This window comes from Aliiglaciecola lipolytica E3 (assembly GCF_000314975.1).
GTDB classification, from domain to species: Bacteria; Pseudomonadota; Gammaproteobacteria; order Enterobacterales; family Alteromonadaceae; genus Aliiglaciecola; species Aliiglaciecola lipolytica.
This window is the reverse complement of record NZ_BAEN01000021.1, coordinates 1-24,991: the sequence shown is the minus strand read 5'-3', so window position 1 is coordinate 24,991 and position 24,991 is coordinate 1. Positions and strand designations below refer to the sequence as shown.

General features: G+C 45.5%; 15 protein-coding genes. 4 read left to right on the top strand and 11 right to left on the bottom strand.

Features of this window, described 5'->3' with window-relative positions; all coding sequences use genetic code 11:
• Nucleotides 1-13 precede the first annotated feature (13 nt).
• From GLIP_RS03755 to GLIP_RS03735, 5 genes are all read right to left on the bottom strand, one after another.
• Entirely contained in the window at nt 14-3,583 is a 3,570-nt protein-coding gene (locus GLIP_RS03755) for a conjugal transfer protein TraG N-terminal domain-containing protein (RefSeq protein ID WP_008843239.1), read from the bottom strand.
• A gap of 3 nt (nt 3,584-3,586) precedes the next feature.
• Nucleotides 3,587-4,975 carry a conjugal transfer protein TraH gene (locus GLIP_RS03750; protein WP_008843238.1) on the bottom strand — a complete coding sequence of 463 codons (1,389 nt, stop codon included), beginning with the start codon at nt 4,973-4,975 and terminating at the stop codon, nt 3,587-3,589.
• A 2-nt stretch (nt 4,976-4,977) separates the two neighbouring features.
• Nucleotides 4,978-5,922 carry a thioredoxin family protein gene (locus GLIP_RS03745; protein WP_008843237.1) on the bottom strand — a complete coding sequence of 315 codons (945 nt, stop codon included), beginning with the start codon at nt 5,920-5,922 and terminating at the stop codon, nt 4,978-4,980.
• A gap of 123 nt (nt 5,923-6,045) precedes the next feature.
• Nucleotides 6,046-7,956, bottom strand: coding sequence for a DUF7017 domain-containing protein (locus tag GLIP_RS03740; RefSeq protein WP_008843236.1), 1,911 nt, complete (start codon nt 7,954-7,956; stop codon nt 6,046-6,048).
• Nucleotides 7,953-9,956, bottom strand: coding sequence for an ATP-dependent DNA helicase (locus GLIP_RS03735; protein WP_151194710.1), 2,004 nt, complete (start codon nt 9,954-9,956; stop codon nt 7,953-7,955). The genes GLIP_RS03740 and GLIP_RS03735 overlap by 4 nt, the downstream gene beginning before the upstream one ends.
• 94 nt (nt 9,957-10,050) lie before the next feature.
• On the opposite strand from GLIP_RS03735, the gene tnpA reads away from it, so the two are divergent.
• The 4 genes from tnpA (at nt 10,051) to GLIP_RS03715 (ending at nt 14,022) form a co-directional block, all read left to right on the top strand.
• The gene (gene tnpA, locus GLIP_RS03730) at nt 10,051-10,356 is read left to right on the top strand and encodes an IS66 family insertion sequence element accessory protein TnpA (RefSeq protein WP_008843234.1); all 306 of its coding nucleotides are present in this window, start codon (nt 10,051-10,053) and stop codon (nt 10,354-10,356) included.
• Between the two features lie 6 nt (nt 10,357-10,362).
• Nucleotides 10,363-10,713: an IS66 family insertion sequence element accessory protein TnpB gene (gene tnpB / locus GLIP_RS03725; RefSeq protein WP_008843233.1), complete on the top strand. Its 351-nt coding sequence runs from the start codon at nt 10,363-10,365 to the stop codon at nt 10,711-10,713.
• Nucleotides 10,714-10,781: 68 nt separating this feature from the next.
• Entirely contained in the window at nt 10,782-12,362 is a 1,581-nt protein-coding gene (gene tnpC / locus GLIP_RS03720; protein ID WP_008843232.1) for an IS66 family transposase, read from the top strand.
• A gap of 163 nt (nt 12,363-12,525) precedes the next feature.
• A complete protein-coding gene (locus tag GLIP_RS03715; RefSeq protein WP_008843231.1) occupies nt 12,526-14,022 on the top strand; it encodes a transposase in 1,497 nt (498 codons plus the stop codon).
• A gap of 555 nt (nt 14,023-14,577) precedes the next feature.
• Here GLIP_RS03715 and mpl read toward each other — a convergent pair.
• The 6 genes from mpl to GLIP_RS03680 all read right to left on the bottom strand — a co-directional run.
• Nucleotides 14,578-16,005: a UDP-N-acetylmuramate:L-alanyl-gamma-D-glutamyl-meso-diaminopimelate ligase gene (gene mpl, locus GLIP_RS03705; protein ID WP_008843230.1), complete on the bottom strand. Its 1,428-nt coding sequence runs from the start codon at nt 16,003-16,005 to the stop codon at nt 14,578-14,580.
• Nucleotides 16,006-16,334: 329 nt separating this feature from the next.
• Nucleotides 16,335-18,431, bottom strand: coding sequence for an HlyD family efflux transporter periplasmic adaptor subunit (locus tag GLIP_RS03700; RefSeq protein WP_008843229.1), 2,097 nt, complete (start codon nt 18,429-18,431; stop codon nt 16,335-16,337).
• A complete protein-coding gene (locus tag GLIP_RS03695) occupies nt 18,428-19,852 on the bottom strand; it encodes an efflux RND transporter periplasmic adaptor subunit (RefSeq protein WP_008843228.1) in 1,425 nt (474 codons plus the stop codon). The genes GLIP_RS03700 and GLIP_RS03695 overlap by 4 nt, the downstream gene beginning before the upstream one ends.
• 69 nt (nt 19,853-19,921) lie before the next feature.
• Nucleotides 19,922-20,734, bottom strand: a complete 813-nt coding sequence (locus tag GLIP_RS03690; RefSeq protein WP_008843227.1) for an efflux RND transporter periplasmic adaptor subunit — start codon at nt 20,732-20,734, stop codon at nt 19,922-19,924.
• The gene (locus GLIP_RS03685; RefSeq protein WP_008843226.1) at nt 20,735-22,639 is read right to left on the bottom strand and encodes a TolC family protein; all 1,905 of its coding nucleotides are present in this window, start codon (nt 22,637-22,639) and stop codon (nt 20,735-20,737) included.
• Nucleotides 22,640-22,715: 76 nt separating this feature from the next.
• Nucleotides 22,716-24,991 (bottom strand): tandem-95 repeat protein (locus tag GLIP_RS03680; protein ID WP_040521808.1); only part of this gene is annotated, 2,276 nt, incomplete at its 5' end.

Genomic DNA, 24,991 nt, shown 5'->3' with positions numbered 1-24,991 from the left:
CTACCTTCTATTTTCAGTTCCTTCCTGATGCCTGGTTATAAGCCCTAATATCGATCAAGTTGTTCTGAGCATAATCTCCCGCAAGCGATGCATTTGAGATCACCGCTATCTGCTTATCCACAAATGCTTTATCTTCTTCGGACACACTGTCAGGAATGTAAGCGCCACTCTCATCCTTTTGACGATACTCATTTAGCATTTGCTCCCTTAGACCTAGCATTTCAGGCGCCCAACTCGATGAGTCTTCAGAGTTGAATACGCGTCCCGCCAAACCTTCATTGAAAGCTTGAGCGAACACTTGACTTTGAATCGGGGTCAATCCCATTCTCTGCCCTTCGCTGTATGCTTCCTGTTTGAAATCATCGGCATACTGTTCTAAGAACTCACCATATCGATTGTTAACTGCCGCACCAAATGCCCCCGCCAACATGGCTTCAGACTTAGTGCCCCAGTTTACTTCGGAGGCATACTGCGAACTCGATCCACTGTATGCATCATTAAACGCCGTCAATGGATTTTCCAAAGAGGTTCCGGCATCAACGGCGGCTTTTAACCCATCCCAGGTTGATTTGCTGGCCACCGTTGCGTTGTGCAAGAAACCTCGTGAGCCAGGATCTTCAAGCGCTTGTTCTTTGTAACTCTCATAGTCTTCGCCAAAGTGATTCAAGGTATGCAGAGCTGCATCAGTATGCTTGCCACTGAAATCACCAATAGCACTGGCGCTGTTGAAGAACATTTCAGCACCAGAAACTCCGCTATCATCAGCCATAATGCGTGATCGCCACTGAGATCCAGCTTCACTGTTTAGTCCAGATTGATAGGTACTTGTGTCAGTAGCTACGGCCTGCTGAGCTTGCTGCTGATGCGCATTCAACTGTCCATCTATACCAGACAGATTGGTTTGGTAAGCCGATTGAGCTGCGTTGAACTGAGTTTGAACTGTTGCAGCATCCTCGTAGCCGCCCAATACACCCGATTCAACTTGGCTTTGAGTACCACCAAAAGTAGGTGCAGCTGATGACAAGCCTTCATTAGAGCGCGGTTGAATTGATCGTAAATCGGCTCCGGTAGCCATGGCCATAACAGTCATTGCTGCTTGATAATCATTGTCTCGTTCAGCGGGCGTTGAGGAGTTGCTATAGGTTAAAGACTCCATAGCTGCGGCCACATACGCCTGATTATCATCAGGTAGCAAGCGCTGATACATTGGAAGGTTTTCACGTAATCGGTTACCTGCTTCAACATGCTGGTTCATATAGCGACCTAAATAATCCATGACTTCAGGATTATCCGCTGCTAATCGAGTTAACGTCGCACCATCCGTGTTCCTTTGTCCTGATAGACTGTAGCTGGCCTGATCAAGCTCACTAAAACGGTTTGATGCCGTGATAACGTCTTGTGCTGAACTCTGAAGTGACTGATAGTCTTGGTTAGACAACGACATTTCAACGCCAGAACGTCTTGAATCTGAAAGGTCCTTAACCATCGCATCGCGATACTCAGCACGTCGTGAATCACTTGATGCCAAGCTATGCATCTCCCCAGTGAGCGTATTTGCGGTCGTAGATCGAGAACTGCCTTCTGACGACTCAACTTGGCCACTAAAGTTACCACCTAAATCCAGCCCTGCTCGTACCCTTGATAGTTTTGGTACACGAGATGAGTCTGGCTTATCGACTCCTGGCAAGTTGCCCTGTGGAGAATCATTGCCGCCAGTACCAAGAAGCCTTCCAAGAAAGCCCTTATCAGCAACTTCTTTCTCACCGGGATTAGTAATGGTTCCATCGCCACCGACCCTTAGGCCTCCCGATAGCACGCCCGATACCAAGCCACGTACAGCATCTTTTTTATCGTCTCCAAAACCATACCGAGTTTGCAGGTCATCAGTAACCTGATTAACAACGGCGCTAGATGCGGAGTTAGAAGAACCAATCTGACGTCCAACCGAAGAAAGGTTGTCGTAACTTAGCTTTTCACCAAAGGTTCGACTCATGGTATTGCCAACCTGACGGCTAAAGGCTTGAGTTGCCTGAGTCATGGATTCTTTTGCAGAGCCGACCATTGAACCCACTGCGTTTCCGACAGAGAAACTGCTTAGTAGGTTTGACGCGCCGGTCATAGCAGAACCAGTGAGGGCTGAATTTTGGAACATTGACTGTGATTGCATTACCGGGGCATTTTTCGCGACATCTGGACTTGCCAGCTTTTCATCAATGGCATCACCGTTTTGTAGACGCCCAGCCAAGTGGGTAGCGGTTATTGCTGAGCCATAAACGAGCATGAGCGAAATCGCCGGAACACTCGACGCCAACATGCCGCCAGTAGCTATCCAGGTTTGCAGCACTGAATCCATCTGCATCATCCCAGCAAAAGATGGCACTTCTGTACCTGCAAAGGCATCAAGAGCAGACATTTTCCCTGCAACGGTTAAATGAATATACAGGTTAATGATGGCCATGACAGGCATCCAAAGTTGAATCCAAAGCAGGATTAACAAGTACTTCCCAGCCATTCGCATCCCTATTTGGCCAAGGGCTATCACAAAGGCCATCAATGGGGTGATGGCGTAAATGAACCCCTCAAAAAACGTCATCATCGGACGAACGATACTCTGGAACAGGGTCTGCTCCGCCGCCCATTGCGTATTACGCTGCTCAATCGCTTGGTTAACCATAACGGCTGCGGTGAAAGCTTGATCATCCATATACTTTCCCGTCACGCTTTGCTCATAAATAGGCAAAAGCACTGACGCGGTCATATACTCTTGGGTGTTAACCGAAGCCAAACCAAGGTTATTCAGTGCATTTCGGATCACGTCATCAGTGTCCGTTGCTGACGAAGTCCCCAATGAGGCTGACAGAACCTGTTTAAGCCTTGGAATGAAGGTTGATTCTGTCATGAGTTTCAGTTGGCTATAGGCATCGGTGCAGTCCAGATCGCTACTGCTACCACTGAGCATGATTCGAGTGCCATAAATGCGCGAATCAAACCTAATCGCTGTCATCGGGTTAGGATCACTCAGCACCTGATCGAGGTTCTTTTGGCCGATGTCGATACCAATCAAGGTGCACTCTTTGATGTAGTAAAACCACGATTGCTCGATATCCGAGCCGCCGACACGATTTGCATCACCCAACCCAGAGCGATCCATCACCTGTTTTCTCACTTTAATCAGTGACTGTAAACTGGATGCAAAGCCGTATTCCGTCATGGCGGGAGTTGAGAACGCCGTTTCAAACAATCGCGTGATTTGAAAGCCAACAGTCGAAATCGTACTGCCTGCGGCAGCAACACCGATGGGCACATTATCAACCACTCGAACTTGTCCCGTGTACGCATCCTCAATGCTCACTCGGGTACTGGGCCCAAACATGGTTGCAAAGACTAGCCATGAGACTAAAACGTGTTGAAAGTTAATCCCTCGACCACCTTGCATTAAGGCCTGAACAGAGACCATCAATACCCCAATGAGCAAGCCAATGCGAACCATTGAAGTAAAGTCGCCTGTACCAGTAATCATCGCGACAGCGTTCAAGACCTGCTCTAAAAAAGCCGAATCCCCGATGGAATAGATTTCCCACATTATCTATTCCCCCAGCGCCGTAGATTTAACGGTGTAATAACGCTGTTTGCGAATGGTCTGAATCACCTGGTTAAAATGCGCCAGCAACTCTTGCTCTGAGCCGTATCTTCGCTGCAACGCAGCGTACTCCTCATTGATTTGGCGACGTGCACGTTCAAGGTCTTCCGTTAACAACTTCGCATAGGCATGATCTTCCACACTGGAGGTACTTCTAGCTGCATTGAGCATGTCTTCAACCAATGCTCGGGCCATCTCAACAGCAATAAATGGTGCCGCTCTTGAAGCAAACGACCTAGCGGCCCCTTCATTTAATGCAGAAAGTGTTCGAATCATGCCGCCAATGCTCGCGGGAGCCGAGGTCATAAAAGCCTTTTCGGTGGTGCTAGCAGCCCCTGTATTTCGAGCAAATTTAAAAATAATGCCGTTACTAGAACCTGTACCTAGAAGTAAATTTTCGACCTGAGTTGATAACCCGGTTAGGGTCACGTTAGCGATTGTCGGATTTAGACAGCCGTCTTGTGTCACTGTGTCACATCGGTACATAGCGACGTTACCGCCATGAATTAGATGCTCAATAGTCACTTTATTGCCATTCAGCCTGGTCAGTTTTGGGGCTTTACCTTGGCCATCAGCGGCATTAGCAAGATCACCAACAATGATCGAACCAGTCACCGACATAACCGCTTCAAGAAAACGGTCATCCCCCGATGCAAACCAGCTTGATGCCGAGTGACGTTTCAAGGCCCGCCAAACCAAATTACCTTTAATCGTTTTGTTCACATCAGATGCCGCGACACTCGAAGCGTTCTCATATGGGTTCTTACCATTGGATTCACTCCAACTGGTAAAAACGTCTCCAGCCCCTTTAAGTGAGCTCAACATGCTGGCTTCTGTTTGCCCCTTTTTACCAAAAGCAGCCAGGGTATCGTTCACAACTCCCTGAGCCATTTGACAGGAATTGCCAAAATATTCGTTCAACTGCTGGATTTTCTTTTGCAGTGTCTCCATGTGCTGAGAGCATTTCTCACACATAGCACTGAGCGCTAATTGGAATGCGTATCCCTTGGCGTTTGCAGCAACAGAACGAAGTAATTGAACAAACTGATCTGCATTAACAAATGACAAACTTCCAGCGAACATATCAATGCCGCCACAACCGGCTTGAAATGACGGAGGCACCATAGAGACGAGGTTCTCGTTCATGATCCTGTTACGAACAACAACACTTCCGCCAGATATAACTCCACGCCGCTGACTCTCGAATACACCAGGCGCAGTGGTGTTGGTCATTGAACCAAACAACTGATTCATCTCCTGTTGCAAGCTTGCTTGGCTCATAGATGAAAAACCAATCGCAAAGGCGATTAGCGATACTCGTAATACTTTTTTCATCGTTATAACCCTCCTTGTGCACGCAGATAGCGAACAAGGAACTCAGGATCCTGTAATATCTTCTCGTTAAGCTCTTGGGCTGACATCGCAAGTGACACGCCGGGCTGAACAGGTCTAGTGGCATAGTAAGTTTGATCGTCAATCCAACCAGCTTGATGGGCTGCAAGAATGATTCGATTATTGAGCTCATCAAGGCTCATTGCGCCTTGGCCAATCGAAGTGATGACGTTAGGCGGATCAACTAAGAACACGGCAGGGACAGTCGTAACGGACAATGATTGAGCTTGTCCTGAATCGACTTTGTAATTGGGAAACTCTCCACCGGGTAAAGGCAAGCCATCGACAGCAATAGCAAACACCTCGAACCCATAGTTCAAGGCTATAGATTCGATGATAGGCGCTTGAGCATGGCAATAAGGGCAATCCGAACGATAGAAAAAGAACAAGCCTGCTCGCTTCGCTACTTCACCTAAAGCAACATCACGCTGAGCGCCAGCTTCTCGATCCATCCGATTGGCGGCATAAGTCGCCAAGGGTCTGCGACTGATTTCATCCAAAACTGGATCGCCAATTACCACCTGCTGACTTACATCAGCAAATAGTGAGCTCTTATCCATCATGACGCGCTGGAGATACAGATAGGCTCTGACGTTCTCATTCGTCGGCTCATCAATTGCCTTGTCCATAAACGATTGCATATGCTCTCGGAACCATGCGGCACTGAAGGGCTTTAGTTCGCTCTGACTGGACTCCACGACACCAGCTTCCGGCTCTATCAGCTCATCAGGCAGTTCAGGTTCAGGAATGACCTGATACCAAAACCAGCCTTCCTGACCACGCTGATAGAATGGCCCATCACTGGCATGGGCGGGCAAAATGAATAGAAAGAAAATAATGATTGGGATGGTCACCCATAGGATGAACCAAGGTAACAAGGGGGTTCTCATTGTCAGCTCCAGAAATTTCACAGAGCTAACATGCTAAAGATCCCCGTTAGAGCGATTGGCCAGATAGATGAAGGAATCGTGTGTGTTTCTGACTATCAATTATTTATTAGATACTGACTTCACCTAATCAGAGTTACTTTTCACTTCAAGTATGCTAATTGCCTTCCAGCCCCATTCTGACCTTTTCTTATTGTAATTTAGAACTGCATAGCCAGTTACAAAGTCGCCATCAATAATGCTATTTTCTCTTATCAAAGGCGGTGGAATGAATATTCCATCATCGGTGAACCCCATACCATTTTCTTCTCGAATATCGTCGCTAAAAGGCTTCAAGATGCTGCTTGGAATCGGGTTTGTTGTTTTGGAAGATGTAAGTACCCTGTAACGGGTTCCTTGCCTGCTCGTGTACTTGGCTAAACGTAATGAAATTGCATCGCCTTCTTTGAACCTTTCAGACAGATCTGAAAAATGAATTACGCCATCAATTGTTCTACTAATCATAAAGTGTATTAGCTTTTTGCTTGTATTGACGTGATCTACAATTCCAATTTGCTGCTCGAAAATATCCCAGTGATCATTTGATGATCGATGCTCAATTGCATACACTTGGAAGCGGTTTTCTCTATCAAGCTCGCCCTTGATTTTTAACGCGGCCCCTGGTTTACCAGCATCAAAAGTTAGTTTTGATTCAGGAATTGTGACTTCCATCGGTAATGAACTTGATTGAACGTAAAGTTTGCGTTTAGCTTTATCTTTTTTTCCTTCGATAAAAAATTTGTCGCCTAGCACTGCATTTATCCATGGTAAATCACTGTATAAAAGCTCCTCTGCATGGGTGGCTTTATCTAAGTAGAGCTGATGATTCGATTTACTGCTGATAGCGCCTTGATACCAAGTACTGCGCATGAGTATCTCTGCTGATTCAGGGATTTTTTGATTGTTCTCTGATCGATAGTTGACAAGTTTATCAATTTCCAATTTGGCTTCTGAAGCTAGGCCGATTTTTGAAAGGAGTTCCGCAAGCTTGATTTTAACTTTGCCAACAAAATTAATATCTTTTGAGCAAAGTAATGCCTTGCAGTAACAAGAAATTGCCAGATCGAGAGAGTTTGATTGATGAATATCTCCGAGAAGCTCCCATGCCCAGTAGTCGTTGATCTTATTTTTGACAACTTCTAGACCATAGGAAAAAGCTTCATTACTTTGCTTTGTTGCCATCAATGCTCTGGCCTTGCTCAGTTTCAGCCAGATATTATCTGGGTATCTATTAATACAATCATTGATATAGGGGAGTAGATAGATTAATTCTTCGTATGCGTCATTCGTGAAGGAATCTTTACTGGCGTGTTGAATAACACGTTCTGCTAGAGACGGGTATGAATTTCCGTCATCGGAAATATATGGGTCATAGTCCTCAGGACGAAGATTTTCTAAACCCCATATGCGAGCAAAAGCTCCCATATTTAACTTGCCTTCTTTAGCTATTTTGTCTGCTAGTTGAAGAATGCAAGTGTGCAACAAAGATGGTTTTTCCGTGTTTAGTTTGAGGTAGTCATTAATGAACCTTTTCGCGCCATTGAAATTGACCTGCGTTTGTTCTGTCATGGCTTTTGCGACACGGTATAGCTCCCATGCTAAACCGGTTTGAACATCAATAGATTGATCTCCATTATTGTATATCCGTTTATAAAGATTTAACGCTCCATGATGATCGCCTTGCTTGCTTAATGATTTTGCTTTGAGAATTTCTTGGCCATTGGGGTTGCTGAGCCTGAGTGCATACTCTCTTTGATCCGTTAGTATTTTGTCTGATGCATCAATATTCAAGTTTCGAAGTTGATCAGAGTAGTGGTGAATGTTTTCACTTTTTCCAGATTGTGCGTCTCTTTTAATTAAATCGATTACGCACCAAGCAAAAGCCTTTATATCCCATTCATCATTATCTGGCTTATTAATTAGCTCAATCGCCATTTTGTAGGCTTCATCAAGCTTGCCTTCCTTGCGAGTAGAAAAAACGTCCCTGCTAGTAATCACGAGCTAAGTCCTTCAGTTATAACAGTCTGAATTTCAGAAACTAACGTATCTGATGTGCAGGAATTATTAACGGGTGCGTACTTGGTGAATTGATTTTTCCCGTTATAAAAAATGTCAATCACAGCACACTCTCCAGATTGAATAAATGTGTAGCGCTGTTTCCAATCCATTGACTCAACATTGTTGATCTTGATTCCTAGCGCACTCACAAGAGGTGTAATCCTTGAGTGAAATTCGTTCAGAAACTCTTCGTTGAACGTGAAGTCAGAGTCCGAATCTGAGGTCTCTGGAACAATGAGTATTCCATTAATAGGAGAAAGTATGTCTAGTAACCTAAGGCCAAGGTCTGATTGTGTGGGGGCGGTAATTCTCGTAATTTTTCCCTTACCGTTATAGCCGATATCTATTCGCGTGATCTCATTATTTACTTCAAAAAAATAAACTTCTAGGTACTGACCTTGGCTAACATCTTGGATCTTTACGTCGGATCCCTTTAATAGCCTTCGAACTCGTCCTAATACCTCAAGTGAAAAGTTTGCATGGGGTGGAATGCCGAAGTTATTGTCTTCTTCTGTGTCAATGGGGTTGTCGCTAGCGTTTATATGTTGATGGTTTGACTTGGGAGTATTCTGGCTGCTTACCTTAGAGCTTAATATATTTGGAGAGTTAACAGCTTTGATGCCAGCACCAATCTTTATATTTGGCGGGTCTAAAAGGTATAGGTTTTTTGATGTTCTGGTGATTGCCGTATAGAGCCAGCGAAAATAATCAGCGGATAGCTGACTCTGATGTGTTTTACATTTTACAAACACGTGATTCCATTCGCTGCCCTGTGCTTTATGGCAAGTAATGGCGTAGCCAAACTTAAGCCTCAAAGCATTAAAATATGAATCTGATCGAAGGGTCTCTTTGAATTCCAAACTTCCGCGCTTTAAATGTGGATGACGGATACAAAAATCCAAATACAAGGCCTTGCTCTCGTCTGAAGTAAGACCTGGATGTTCGCTGTAAAGTAAGTCTTCTAGAATTTTTGCGTTGAAGAAATGTGGAGTTCCTTCTAAGTCTTTAAAGCCAATAATGACGTCTTTAAAAGCTAGCGAAACTGAAATCTCTTCAACTTCGTTCGTTTCTGAGTTCTTTCTGCGCAAGGTTATTTGTCTGCGTTCGGTTGGGCTTAAAATCTCTCTGACCAGGCCGAAGTCACCATTTGATATAAAGAACCCATAAGCATTACTGTTGCTTACAGCCATCACTTTATCGCCCGCAGAAACCTCTGGGTTATCTGGGAAAAAATGCTGTCTTATTTTTCGATTGTAAGCAGCGACATCAGAATTAGAATGCGCAAGGACTATAGACTCTGCATTAATTTTTCTATTGCAGGATTCAAGATATACATCTAACAAGTCTGCATGGCTTACGTTGATGATGTCTGGGAAGCTTGAGTCTATTGATAGCTGGTTAAATACCCCGTTCTTTAAAGATTTACGAAGGTTTATGGAGTTTAGCATGACTCCGCTACCTGACTTTTGACGAACAACTTCAGTCAATTCAAACAGAGTGCTTTTGATATTGTGCTCTCTAGATAGATACTTCTGGTCAAGAGCAGGAGAGAAATTCATCCCGACAGGTGGGAGCTGAGCATCATCGCCAATAAAGATTACTTTTTTTCTGTGGTCATTATGGTCTAGATTTACAAACTTGAAAAAGTCTCTGAGCAAGTAGCCAGTACCGAATCTAAAGAATTCTTCCTCATGATATACATCTGCAATCATTGACGATTCATCAACAATGTAGACAGTATCAGCAGACATTTCATTGACAGCCAGTTGAGCATAGAACTTAAATGTCTCAGACCCATCAAGGTTGTCTTCTTTATACTCAGAAATATCTTTGAATGAATAGATTGTCTTGTGAATCGTGTAAGCGGGAGATTGTGTTTTTTTAGCAATTACTTTTGATGCCTTTCCAGTAGGCGCGGCTAGGACATAGTTTCTTCCAATAGCCCTAAAGTACGTAAGCGATCTATAAACACCATTCTAGCCTGAGCCAGCACGGCCTGTCATAGTCGCCCCTCCATTTATCGAGGGCATTCCCATGAAAAAACAGCAATGGCAAACTCATGTTAAGGCGTACAATAGCAGCGGCCTATCTAAGCGGGAGTATGCTGACAGTCACAAGCTGGTTTATCACCAATTCGTGTACTGGTCTCAAAAATTCAATAAGCCCAAATCACCAAACGCATTTATTCCAGTCAATGTAACAGCTAAGGCTCAACTTCAGCCACAACCTAAAGCCGCACCCGATGTTCCACTAGGTGTCCTAGAATATCCCAATGGTGCACGTCTAGTGATTCACTCCCCTGAATTACTGGCACTGTTACCCAGCCTTCTCACGAGATAATCAGCCATGCTGTTACCGTTCAATACCACTATTTGGTTTTACCGGCAGCCGATTGACTTTCGTAAACAGATCGATGGCATTGTTATTTTGGTGGCTGATACGCTGCAAAAAAATCCTGTTTCAGGTCAGCTCTTCGTTTTTAGAAATAAAAAGGCCGACAAATTAAAAATGTTGTATTGGGAGTCGGGTGGTTTTTGGCTGCTATACAAACGTTTTGAAAAAGGGATATTTAAGTTTCCCGGTGTTGTCGACGAAGCAATGGAGCTGTCCATGCAGCAATTGCAGTGGTTGTTGTCAGGGATTGATTTTACGCAACAAAAACCGCCTGAAAAATGCCAATACACGCGGTTTTATTAACACTATTTTCACTTTTGACTATCAGAATAGTCTATAATAATAGGCATAAAAACACTGTGCAGTCCATCATGACCGACACTGAAAAATCCTTACAGCATCAAGTCGACCAGCTAACACTGGAATGCGATTTATTGCGTAAGAAGTGTCAACAATCTGATGATGCCTATGCAGTGTTAATGGATCAGCTGAAACAAATGCTACGCCACCGGTTCGGTCAAAAATCAGAGCGCTATATCGATCTCGAAAACCCTCAGCTGTCTTTGTATGGTGAAGTAGTTCTTAATGAAGCGCTGGATGAAGAAGATGAAGTCAGCGACAATTCCTGTGACAATGATATTGAGCGCCAGAAAAAACGTCGGGCCAAAAAATCAAGGAATGCCTTTGCTGCACATTTACCCCGTACAGAACAGCTAATCCCCGTTGATGCTCACGACAAAACCTGTCAGTGCGGCTGCCCAAAAAAGGTGATTAACCATGAGCGGCATGAACGTTTAAATTACCAGCCGCCCGTCTATGAAGTCATTGTCGAACTGCGTGAAGTAGTAGCCTGCCCTAAAGGTTGCGTGGGTGAAGTGATCACAGCCGATAAGCCTAAGCATATTCTTCCCAAAGCATCCTTTACCGAATCCGTGTTAGCCCACATTATCGTCAGCAAGCTCGATGATCGTCAACCGTACTACCATCTAGAAAAACAGTTTGAAAAAAGGGCGGGGTTTCGCTTATCTCGCCAAACTATGGCCCGCTCAGTGATTGATTGCAGTGATTCACTACAACCGCTAATCAATTTAATGAAAGACGAAGTGATTGACTATGATGTAGGGGCTTTAGACGCCACTACCCTGCAAGTATTAAACGAACCCGGACGATCGGCGTCCACAAAATCCTATGCGTACTGCTTTAGGGGTGGAGCACCCGGTAAAGACGTCATTCTTTACGAGTACAACGCCATAAAACACAAGCCCTTTGTTAATAATTGGTTTGCGGGTTTTAGTGGTGGGCTGCATTGTGATGGTGATCCGTTTTTTGATTTATTATTTGAATCTGAGGCGGTAAGCCCCAGTTTCTGTAACACCCACGCTAGACGCAAATTCGAGCCGATTGCTATCGCGTCAAAAGGGAATGGACTAGCCAAACAGGCGATGCGTTTTTATAAGCGCCTCTACAAAATAGAGCGCAAGGCCAAAGATGAGAAAATGTCACCAGAGCAACGCTATAGCCTGCGACAACAGTGTTCAAAACCACTGATGGCTGAATTTAAACAATGGCTTGATGAGCATTACCCGACTGTGCCGCCGAAATCATCGCTGGGTAAAGCTTTTGCCTATACCCTTAAGTTTTGGGATGGCCTGTGTGAATTTCTCAACGATGGTCGCTTAGAAGCGGATAACAATTTGACGGAACAGGAAATCAAACCCTTTGTCATTGCCAGAAAGAATTTTATGTTTTGTAGTTCGGTGAAAGGTGCTGAGGCTCTGTGTCTTCATTTTAGTTTGATTAGAACGGCCAAGCGCCATGGATTAGACCCTTATCGATATTACCAGGAAATCCTAGAAGCGATTCCTCACTGCCAAACGGTGGAAGACTACGAAGCATTGCTACCCTGGAATATTGCCTTAGAAAAAGTGGGTGCCATCAATCTCGCGGCCTAACGCTATAACGAAACCTACATCTCGTAGGTGGTTGATCTTTAACAATGTGTTTACTTTAGGGGGTACCGATATTAATACAGGTGCCCCTCTAATGTTGTTGTATGTCAGTAGATATAACGGGCTGATACACTCATCGCCATGAAATAACGCAAGGATGCGTTGTATGATCCAACCAAGGCCGGAAGGGATGTCTGGCGGTGATGTGTTTAGCTATGCCCGACACCGACCAGAGCAAACACTGCTTTATCAACTCATCGAGCGCTATTGGCCCGAGTTTCAGTCGCATCTCAGTGAGACAGACCGTTACTTGCCTCGCCATGTCGCACGAGAATTTGATGAGTACCTCGAATGTGGCAGGCTCGAAAATGGGTTTCTGCGGGTCCGCTGTGAAGACTGCCACCTTGAACACCTGGTAGCTTTTAGCTGTAAACGCCGAGGCTTTTGCCCCAGCTGTGGAGCAAGGCGAATGGCAGAAACAGCAGCGCTGTTAGTCGATGACGTCTTACCTTACAAACCTATCCGCCAATGGGTACTCAGTTTTCCATACCCGCTGCGATTCCTTTTATCCAGCAACCCTCTGGTCATGAGTAAGGTGCTGGGCATTGTTAACCGAGTCATTTCAACGCACTTGATCAAAAAAGCGGGGGTTAAAGCCACACAAGCACAAACAGGCGCCGTTACTCTGATACAGCGTTTTGGCTCCGCGCTAAATCTCAATGTCCATTTTCATATGCTCTTCATTGACGGTGCCTACCAAGAAAAACACAACGGCCAATTGAGATTTCACCGAGTAAATGCACCTACAGCCAGCGAACTTAATACTTTAGTCGCTGCCATTAGCCAGCGCGTTGCAGGTCATTTGGAGCGCCAGGGTTTATTGGTGCGCGATGATGAAAGCAGTTATCTGACACTAGATTTACAAGACGACGATGCGATGCATCAGCTTCAGGAACACTCCATCACCTATCGAATTGCAGTGGGCCCACAACAAGGCCGCAAGGTCTTCACACTACAGACAATCCCATCCTGGGAAGATGATGATTTTGGTACAAACCAGGTCGGTAAAATCGCCGGTTTCTCCCTGCATGCTGGGGTGGCAACAAAAACACGAGAACGCAAAAAGCTGGAACGCTTGTGTCGCTATATCTCCCGCCCGGCGGTATCAGAAAAGCGACTGGCACTGACTTCGCAGGGCAAGGTCAGGTATCAGCTAAAGACGCCCTACAGAGATGGCTCGACGCACGTCATCTTCGAGCCGTTAGATTTCATGGCGAAATTGGCAGCCTTAGTGCCGAAGCCACGCGCAAATTTGACGCGGTACCATGGTGTACTGGCCCCTAACAGCAAGCAGCGTATCTTTGTTACTCCCGCTAAACGTGGCAAGGGCAACACTCAAAAGCAGGGCGTGAAGGACGATGAGCCTGCGCTGGTTGATTGCCATCAAAGCATGACGTGGGCCGAGCGGCTTAAGCGCGTATTCAATATTGATGTCACGATCTGTAGCCGCTGTGGTGGTGCAGTGAGGATTATTGCCTGTATCGAGGACCCGTCGGTCATCAATAAGATTTTAGCTCACCTGGATGCGAAGTCTGGGACGCCCGCCACCGTGAATCAAATACCAGAGCCACGAGCACCGCCACAAGAGAGCTTGTTCGATTAGGAAAGCAAGGGAGAGGATGATAGGTGCTGCTCAAGGATGAGGTCGGTAGGATAGGTTGCGTGTCGGAATGCGCAAAACGCTAAAAAGGCCGGCGCATTATTGATTTGTGCTTAATCATTGTGCAGCTAATGGGTTGATAATAACTTGGCGATTGCTAATAGCCTGTTTTTTATTGTAGATTGGGAAGATGACGGGGGTATTAAGAAGATGACGGGGGTATTAATCCTACCTATACCCCACTAGCAAGAATTCTTCTGACCCATAACGCTTAGTAATTTGGCGGGAATACTCTAGGTCTTTATCACCCTCCAAAACTAAAGAGTCGGCAGAAGCATCTAATTTAAAATTAGGTAGATGGCTTGCCAGCCAACCCAAAATTAATACGGTCACTAGTAGCGTTATTAACGGCCTACGCAGGATCATTAGCTCGTACAGTGAAAATAGTTTTTTTGACATGGAGAGCATTTCTCTTGTTATTTTTAATAACGACATCTGACTTGAAGCGAAATACTCAATAGCGATTACGCTGATTAGTATTGCTTGTTGAGACAATAGTTACTTATCGTTTAGCGCCTGCAGCAGTTGGCCATGAATACCACCAAAACCACCATTACTCATGATAACAATATGATCGCCTGATTTAGCTTCAGCAACGAGGTTAGCCACGATGCTATCAACGGTGTTAAACACTTCTGCTCGGCCATCGCTGTCGGCTATGACTTGCTCTAACGACCAATCTAGGCCCTTGGGCTGATACCAAATAACACGATCAGCATCGCAACTAGCGTCGGCCAACAAGGCCAAGTGAGTCCCTAAACGCATGGTATTTGAACGCGGCTCAATAACTGCGATTAAACGCTGCTCACCAATTTTAGCGCGCTGACCAGCTAAGGTAGTAGCAATGGCTGTAGGATGATGTGCAAAATCGTCGTAAACACTAATGCCGGCGATCACAGCTAACAGCTCCATTCGGCGCTTAACGCCTTTAAACGTTGAAAGCGCCTGACAGGCTATATCGGCAGTAACGCCTACATGCCTAGCCGCTGCTATAGCTGATAATGCATTGCTAACATTGTGATTGCCGGTGTGAGACCAATGCACCTCGCCCTGTTTTTGTTGCTTTAAGAAAATAGCAAAAGCACTGCCATCAGCGCTCAGCAGTTGCGCCGACCAAGTTGTATTCTCTTGGTCAAAGACATCATGATGAATATTGGCAGCAGCGTTGTTTAGGGGTTTTTTACAAACAGCATCATCAATCGAACAACGCTCAACTTCTGACCAAAGCCCCTGAGAGAGAACGGTTTCTAAGTTGTCATTGCTCGCGGGCAACAACACCCTGCCCGTCGAGGGGATAGTGCGCACCAAATGATGAAATTGTTTTTGGATGGCCGCTAAATCTTCAAAAATATCGGCATGATCAAATTCAAGGTTATTAAGAATCGCGGTGCGCGGTCGGTAGTGCACAAACTTTGAGCGCTTATCAAAAAAAGCGCTGTCATATTCATCGGCCTCAATAACAAAAAACGGAGAGTCACCCACCCGTGCCGAAACACCAAAGTCGGCAGGCACACCACCAATTAAAAAACCCGGCGCCATATTGGCGTCTTCTAGAATCCAGGCAAGCATACTCGAAGTAGTGGTTTTGCCGTGTGTACCGGCAGCTGCGAGCACCCAGCGGTCTTGCAGCAAATGTTCAGATAGCCACTGCGGCCCGGAGGTGTATTTAAGGCCTTTATCAAGGATATATTCGACGCAAGGATTACCTCGCGACATGGCATTGCCAACCACAACAAGATCAGGCGCAGGTTCAAGCTGAATTGGATCAAAGCCCTCAACCAACGTAATGCCCTGCTCTTCTAGCTGGGTACTCATCGGTGGATAAACATTGCTGTCAGAGCCTGTAACTTGATGTCCAAGCTGGCGGGCCAAAATAGCTAAGCCGCCCATAAATGTCCCGCAAATACCCAAAATATGGATATGCATAATGATCCTTATTGTTACCCTTAGCAGCGACTCAAAAAAACGCTGTTTTTAAAGACCGCAAATAGTAGCACTCAGGTGAGACAAAACCTAGCTGACATGATGCAAACCGCACTCACCACTACACTTAGGAGAGCGTTTCAAAAAAACCGATAACTGCACATAGCAGTAACAATAGTGACTATAAAAAGCTGGGGGGAGTTAACAGAGAGGCTTAAACAATTTAAGTGCCCTACCCTAAGATCAAATCACCACTGACACTTTCTTCACGATAAGAGAGGCACGATTGAAGTGACCCAAATTGCTAAGCTTAGACAGTAGAAAACGAGCCATTAAAATCCACTTTCTCGAATTAAAACGGCCGCCACACGTTTGAATTGCTTAGGCAGCCATGCGCGGGCTTCACCTTGCACGGTGACATCGGCTAACCCCATTCGGGTTGAAACCGGCGGTTCGAGTAAACGGATTCTTACCCGAAATAATACCTGCTGCGGTTGGCGTTTATTTTTGCCGTGAACCACCGTATTGATCGGCCCACCCGATGCGGCATCGAGCATCGGGTGCGGCAAAAGTGCTAAGGGTGATATATCAACCGATTCGACCACACCGTCAATAAAATATGGCACTTGCTCTTTTAATTTAACCCGGGCCTTTGCCCCCACAATCACTCGCGCTATATCGTTTTCGGGCAGGTAGGCTTCGACTATCCAGGCGCTATTATCGGCGAGCACTGCCAATGGTTGATGTGATTTAACCCATACGCCGTTGGCCAAGTAAGGATCAATATCAAATAACTGGCCGCTAAAACTTGCTGTTAACACCAACCGCTGTTGTTCTTGTTGATATAGTCGTGCCTCGGCCAAGTAATGGTCATAGCGAGACATTAAGCCTGTACGCCGCTGCTCGCCGTTACTAACGCCCATTAAACCATTGAGTTCATGCCACGTATGCTCAGCTAGAGTGCGTGCTTTCATTTCTGAATGCGCGAGATCAGGTGAGCGCAATACGAACAAGGTATCACCTTGAGTGACCTGATCAGTCGATGGCAATTGCTGCAACTGGCCTGCTAATGGCGAAAATATGATTTGTTGCCGTGCTGAGTGAACCCAGCCGATACTTGAAATACTGGTATGCCAAGGTATCATCGCTATCGCCAGTAAAACGATAAAAAAACCTAACCAACGCTTTTTCTTAATCACACTCATCTCGCTACGTCGCTGCCACCAAACGGTCAACTCGGCCAATACCGGTCTGCCAATAAAGACAAAAAGCTCAATAATAAAAAGCGCGATACCTGCCAATTTAAAAAAGAAAAAATACACCAGCAATGCAATACCGATATAAACAAAAAAACGATAAACCCAGGTGAACAGTGCAAAAATAATCAGCCAAGGCCGCCAGTTTGGTTGCTCAGTGGCTGGCCAATCATCTTCAATACCCAGTAATGCACGCCTTAACCAAACCTTAGCCATGGCGGCTGAGCGCTCATGAAGGTTAGGCATATCGAGTATATCAGCCAAAATAAAATAACCATCAAAGCGCAAAAAAGGGCTTACATTAATCAATAATGTAAGCACCCAACTGGTCGTGGCAAGATAAAACATCGCCTCGCGCACGGCACCATTTGGAAGCAAACACCACGCTAGCGTAGCAATGATTGCCAAGCCGAGTTCGGCAATAATGCCCGCACTGGCGATCGCCATTCTCTGCTTAGAGTTTGATAGCTTCCAGCTTTCACTGGTATCGGTGTAGAGCATTGGGAACATCACCACCATGGCAACCCCCATATGTGCAACACGCACACCATAGCGAGTAGCCGTATAAGCGTGCGCTAGCTCGTGCAGCGCTTTAGCGATAACAAGGGCAATAGCAAAACCAACTAGGCTATCAAAACCCAGTTGATTTATTAGCGTTGCACTAAAAGTATCCCACTGACGACTAATTAAATAGCCGCCTAAAACAGCGAAAAAAACCAAACTAACCAACATCGCTTTTGAATAGAGCCAAGCAACATAAGGGTAGCTATTTTTGAGTAAGCGTTGCGGCTTAATTAGCGGTATACGAAAAAAAAGATAGTGCTGCAACAACCACTGAAAGGTATTTTTTTTCTGCTGCTGTGCTCGCTGCTGCAAAGCATTAGCGGTTTTAGAGTTGCTGGCTTGAAGCAAATTATGCTGTTGTAAGAAAACAATTAAACTTTCAATATCAGCTTCGTCAACATGGAGTGCTGTCTGTTGGTTAATAGCGGCGATTATCGCCTCGGCTGGGCCTGTATTCCATCGAACTAGCAACTCAAAATCTAACCAGCCAATTCGATAAAAACGATTAATAACTGGGTCTACTATCATCCATGCCGGCGAACCATCACTATTGGCCGCAGCGGGTAATAATTTTAGTTCTTCGCGCAACGCAGGCAGGTTTTCAATCACAACCCAGTGAACTCACGCACCGCAGCAATAGGCCGACGAAATAAATAATATCCCAATACTGTCCAGTCTGATGAAATCCGTGCTGTACCGCGAAGCCCCAAACGTGGCAAGTCTTTGCGCTCACTAAAATGACCAAATAGCGTATAAGCCGAAATACCTTCTGGGCTTTGGCTAGCCTGATAACTGGTCTGCAATAAACTGGCATCTAAAGGTGATAAGGGCTGGGTATGCAAAAAGACGCGAATAGGAGCGCCGATATCTAAATTAATCGCATCGGCCACCGGTAGCCAAATTTCGATGCCCGCATCTTCGGCACTAGCCAACTGCATAATACGCTCACCAATTTGAACCGGCCGACCGATCCAGTCATTTTTGTCGGCAAAAATAGCTAAACCTTTACGATCAGCTTTTACCGTGACTCTCTGCAACAACAATTCAACAGCGCCAAGCTCGGCCTCTTTCTCTCTGACCCTGCCCAGCGCTGATGCCAATTCAGCTTTGCTGCTGTAATCATTAAACGCTTGTTGTTCAGCAACTAATGCATCGGCTCTTGCAATGACTAGGGCTTTTAGCGCGATATTTCTTCGGCTTTGTAAAGCGCTGTCATCCAGTGAAAATAGCGCATCGCCTACCTCAACTTCGGCATTAGGCTGCACATGAATTTTGCCAATAACACCATCTATAGGTGAAGCTACGGCTTTGGCATTTAAGGCCACGACCTCGGCCGGGGCCAGTACCGATAAACGGATAGGGATAAACAACGCTAACACCATAGCCAATACAACCCAACGCAAACGCCCAGATTGAATAAACTGACGCAGCTTGCGAGCTAGGTTATTTTCACGTTTGTTCATCGCGCGATAACAGTAAGCATAACAATCGTGTAAACGATGCAATAAATCTAAATCTAATGGCGACCAAGTTTGCTCTCTAGCATACAGCACTAGCATGGCAACATTCTCATCAACATCGAGCACAGGGATAATCAGCAAATGTTCCGGTAACCACTCCAACCAGCCCGTCTGCAGATCTTCTCTGATGGATTCACTTTTAACCAACATAGATTGCGCTTGGTGATTGCTAATGTCTAAACTGGCAATCAACGACTGCAGCCAAATTGAAAAAGGGGAGTCTTCAACAATATTGGCTAAACCCGACGCCTGTCGCAGGCTAAATTGACCACTGATATTTTTGTCCATAATCAGTGACTGCCGAAACGGCGTAAGCATGTGAGTTTCATTTGCAATCACAAAGCATAATGCTTGGTTATCTTGCGCCGCCAAAGCGCGCTTTTCGAGATGTAACAAAACCGACAACTGAGTATGCTCGGCATTTTTTTTAGCTGTCGTGCGTGGGGGAGGCACAGGCTGATGAGTAGCGGCTTGTTTTTTTTCGGCTACTGGGGGTTTATTTGTATTCATAAAAATAACTTTTTAGAAGCGCCACTGAGCAATCAATATAAGCCAAGATTAATATTATGCTTGGGGTAATCACTCAGCGTTTAGATCAGCAAGCATTGCGGTACCACTCATGCCGGCTAGTAAGCCAGGATAATCCTCAATCATCCGACCTTCGATTTCAATTGTTTGGCTAACCGAGTCAATACGGCTGTTGATAGCCACTATTCTAGCTCGGTAACGCTTGCCGGTTTCGTCGATGGTGACATTGAACAAATCGCCAACCTGCAGGGAGTTTATTTTTTTTGAAGGTACATTAAGGCGGATTTTTAAGCGGCCATCCTTCACCAGTTCTAACAGCGGCTCCCCTGCCGCCACACTCATGTGGTTACTTACAAAGACTTTTGAAACCCTACCTCGCCAAGGTGATTTGACTTCGCAGTTTTTTATTTGCACGGCACTCAGCGCTAATTGCGCCCGTAATCTAGCGACTTCACTGGCTGCCAAAGCGACCTCGATGCTACTCGCCTGTTTTAAACCTTGCATTTTCACTTTGCCTTCGTGTGACTCTAGGGCCCCTGCCAACTCGGCCTGCACCATATTGTTGCGAGCTATGGGCTCTTCACATGAAAATTTTAGCAGTAGTTTATCTTTATCGAACGAAGAACCCAACGAAACATTAAGCTGATTAATTTTAGCGGCCACCGAACTCGACAACACCGTTTCTTTTTCAGGTGCCAATAAAACTCTTATGGCAGCATGCCGATAATCAGTTTGCCGGGTCTGGCTGGTACTAGGGTAGTTATGAAGGGTTTGTAAAGCGGTTTTCCCAGCGAACTGGGCTTGTGCAAGTTGGGCGGTGAGCCCAACAAGCACTATTAAAAAACAACAAGAACGGTGTGTCATTTACATCTCCAACGGTTGAGCAGTAGGTAGCGATTGCGATAACCAGTTACGTGTTGACGATAAGCTAGCTGAAGCTGCAGCCAATAAACTTGCTTCATAAGTCGAAGCACGCGCATTTTGTGGCAAGGTCGTTTCATACTCCATGCTGTTGGATACTTCTTTGCTATCCATGGTTACTAACCATAAAGCTTTTTGCAAACCATTAGCATCGTTACGACTCAAACTAAACGTCAGTGGCGTCCCTGATGCTTGATTGACCTTAATATCATTTCTCTCGAGCATAGTGACCAACTGCTCGGTCATGCTGTTTTTTAATACAGGGTCATCAATGCCTTGCACGCGAATGCTAACATCAGCTTGATGGCCAAATAGGTGCGACTTTAGGCTGAAAGAATTATTTTGCAACTGAGCCTGGTGTTCACTAATCAGTTCAGTCAATTGAGCCAAGTCTAAACCCTCGCCATCGTAGGGAAGTGGATCAAAACCTAATGTGTTATACAAACGACCAAAAGCAATTTGCGAATTAGCGTAAGCATTAGCACGTTGATAGTCACCTAACAGTGCTTTGGCTTCTGTTCGAATAACTTCAAGTTCGCTATCCATTTTTGAGCTTAACGCATCGCGAGCATATTGTGATAAACGATGATCAACCCCTGCGGCTTTATCGGCCAAATTAAATTCACTGGCTGCTAAACGGTAGCGCTCTATCGAAATGCGTACCTGAGTTAAAATCGCCATTGACAGTGCCATGCGGCGCGCAGTATCAGCTTTCTCTTGCTCTTCGCGAGAATCATTCAACGAGGGGATGCTGGCTAATTTCATTAAATTCCACGACAACGAAATACCGCCCTGTGACCATTCATTGTTATAGAGGTATTTATTAGAGTCTTGAAAAAATCCGTAATTAAAGTTTATTGCAGGGAATAAACTTAAGATTTGTTTACGCGTTTCGTCAGCAGTAATGCGTTTTCTAAAATCTTCTTCACGTAATTCAGGGCGCTGTAATAACGCCATTTCTTCTAGTTGATTAATGTTGTCGGGGGCTGCTGGCAGTGCATGCTCTTTAGTATCAGCCAAACTAAAAGTAACGCCAGAGGGCACGTTCATTAAAGCGGCCAGCTCACTTTTTGCGTAGGCTAAATCTTGGCGACGCTTATTGAGCATGTAGGCAGCATCTAATAATGCGCGCTGATAATTCAGTGCCGTTACAGGAGCAATAATTTGCTGCGACTCTGCTTCACGTGATTGTTCAAGCGCTCGGTCAATTCGCTCAATAGTGGCATTCACCTGCTGCTCTAAACGTTGCGCCCCTAGCGCACGCCAATACGATGCGCGAACATCTTGAAATAAACCTTGAACTACTTTTCTGCGGCGCTCTTCAGCAATTAAATACTGATCGGCTTGTTGCCTTGCCCGATAATAAGAAACACCAAAGTCTAAACTATTCCAGCTGAATTCAATATTTTCAGTATGGTAGCTTTTCTCTTGCGATGAAGAAGGACGCAGCGACTCTAGGCCATCTTCAATACCATAACTGGAGCCACCCGAATCATTATTGCGCCGACTATAACCTGCCGATGCCAAAACACGCGGCAGCATATCGAATTTTGATAGCTCATTTAAACCCAGAGCCAAGGCCGACTCCATATTTTTTAATCGATAATCCAAGTTATATTTCAACGCTCTAGCTAGTGCCTCGTCTAAAGTTATAGGCGCACTAATAGCCACTTGGTTCTCAAACATTTGCGCTGTATCGGCCGCTACTCTATCGCGAACTTCATCCTGCGTTGCCAACTGAGGCGAAACGGAGCACCCTCCCAAGACAAGGCAAAAGATCGGCGCATTAAAACGCCAAGCACGGGTTGCTGTCCCAGTAAAAAACCGTTTATTTAAAAGGGCTTTCATTACACACTTACTCCAAATTCACTGTTAATTATTATAAAAATAGTCATTACATTGTAACCATACAAACCAATACCGCTTAGGCTTTTTTGTAGTAGCTAATGGTATTTTCTGAACCGCTAGCCAACCTCGATGCTGCTGACTGTTTGAGCTGCTCACTAAAGCTACTCGCAGCGGTAATTTTTTCATCGCCTTGATCACCACCAAGCGCAATAACGATATCGGTATTGGCGATGTCTAAAACACTCGGTGAACTTTCAGCTGTTATTGTGCCCTGCAGCTCGATGGTGTCATCGTTAACTTGCTCGCTGCTGCTATTAGCCGCTATTTTTGTGGCCGATAATTCTGGTTTAGCAAAAGGGTCAAGTAAATGTTTAACGCCGGGCGATGCTGAATTAAATGAATCAACCAGACCATTGCGCGCCGCAGATTCAAGCTGCGATTGATTAACGGCTAACTGCACAAAAACAGCATGCGATGTAGGTAACGGAATTTGTCGGACTGACTGCTGCACATAAAGTGCGTTGTCGGGATAGCGATCAATACCCAGCGGAGAAAAGTCCTTGCCGCCTAATTCGCCTAAGCCATTATCACCAGAGGCAAACGCTAGGCCGATATCTAAACCACCGAGTAGCTCTTTATAAGCAACAGAATCAATATCTAACAAATTCAAACCAGAGCTGAGTTGGATTTCATTTCTGGCTTGTTGAACGCTCAATAACACATGCAGCGCAGGGTCAACCGGACGAATAGGGACTGTAAATACAGGTCTAAAGTTACCGTAATCACGAAATTCTCCATCCACCCGAGGCGCGGGTGTAATGTCAATTGAAACGGTTGCCGAAGCCGTACCACCTTGGCCGTCACTGATTTCATACTCAAAACTAAAGTCGCCAATAAAACCAAGGTCAGGGTAAAAAGTGATTACACCACTGGCGCTGATAACCACTTCACCATTAGGCACAGACAATGTTTGTGCCTGGCCTGCAATGACCGGCTGGCCGGCAATACTAGAAACAACAAGCGTGTCGCCATCAACATCGGTGTCATTATCCAGTAAATTCAGCACAACACCGGCTGCACCGGCTGCACCATCAACGCTATAGCTATCATCAGTTGCCACAGGGTTATCGTTGACAGGCAGTACTGTTATCGTAACCGTTGCTGTTTCAGTGATGCCATTAACAGTCGCCGTATAAGTGAAGCTATCGATGCCTTCAAAATTAACATCAGGCGTATAAGTAAAGGTACCATTTGGGTTTAACACCACGGTGCCATTTTGAGCTTGGGTAAACACTGAAACGGTGGCGACACCTTCAAAATTATCATTAGCCAGCACATCAAGCGTGACCGGCTGTTCTTCATTAGTGGTAGTAGCATCATCACTAATATCAACAACAGGTAGTACCGTTAGAGACAGCGAAGACACATGCGTTTCAATGCCATCAGTGATTTCAACACCGATAGCAATCGGCCCCGATGCAGAAGTATTAAAATCGTCCGTGGGCGTGTAATCAACGGCTAATAAAGCCGCATTGATTTGAGCGGATGTACCCGTAATAACAACCGTATTAGTGCCGTTATCAGTAATGGTTGCACCGCCCCCCGCGATCACATTAATAACACCAGCATTAGCAGGCAACGTTAACGTGGTGGTAAGGATCGCGTTGTCAGCATCCTGCACAGCAATACCATTGATCGTAAGGGGAGTATCTTCGGTTGCGATTTGCGGCGCAGGTAACGTACTCACTGCAATATCATTGAGGCCGGTGACAGTAATAGTGACCGTCACCGGTGCACTTACACCGCCGTTGTTATCACTGGTTGTGTAAGTGAAGGTAACGTCACGGCTGCCACCCGGTGCCAAATCATCAAAATCGCCAGTCGGGTCAAAACTATAAGTACCATCTGGGTTGAATGTCAGAACACCTTCACCCACATTAGTCACTAATGCAAAACCATTAGGGTCAATGGTGCCGTCGATATCACTGCCAGCAGGCACGGCAGCATTAAGGACGGTGTCTTCGTCGGTAGTCTGAGCATCGCTAGCGGCAACCGGGTTATCATTTGTACCGTTAATGGTGATTTCTATCGTGGTCGGCGTACCATCTACCGTGGTGACGTTAAATACTTCATTTATCGAGTCACCGACATCTAAACTGTCAAACGCGCTATTAGCCGTAAAAGTCCAAGCACCTGCAGCATTTAAAACTAGCTCGCCAGTGGGGCGTGTAATCGTCACTGGTGTAAACGTGTTGTATGGACTATCAGGATCGGTGCTGGTGAGAGTGCCAGTAAAGACTAAGGGCGCATCGGTTTCGTCTAAGCTAACATCGGCGCTACTCACGGTTGCCG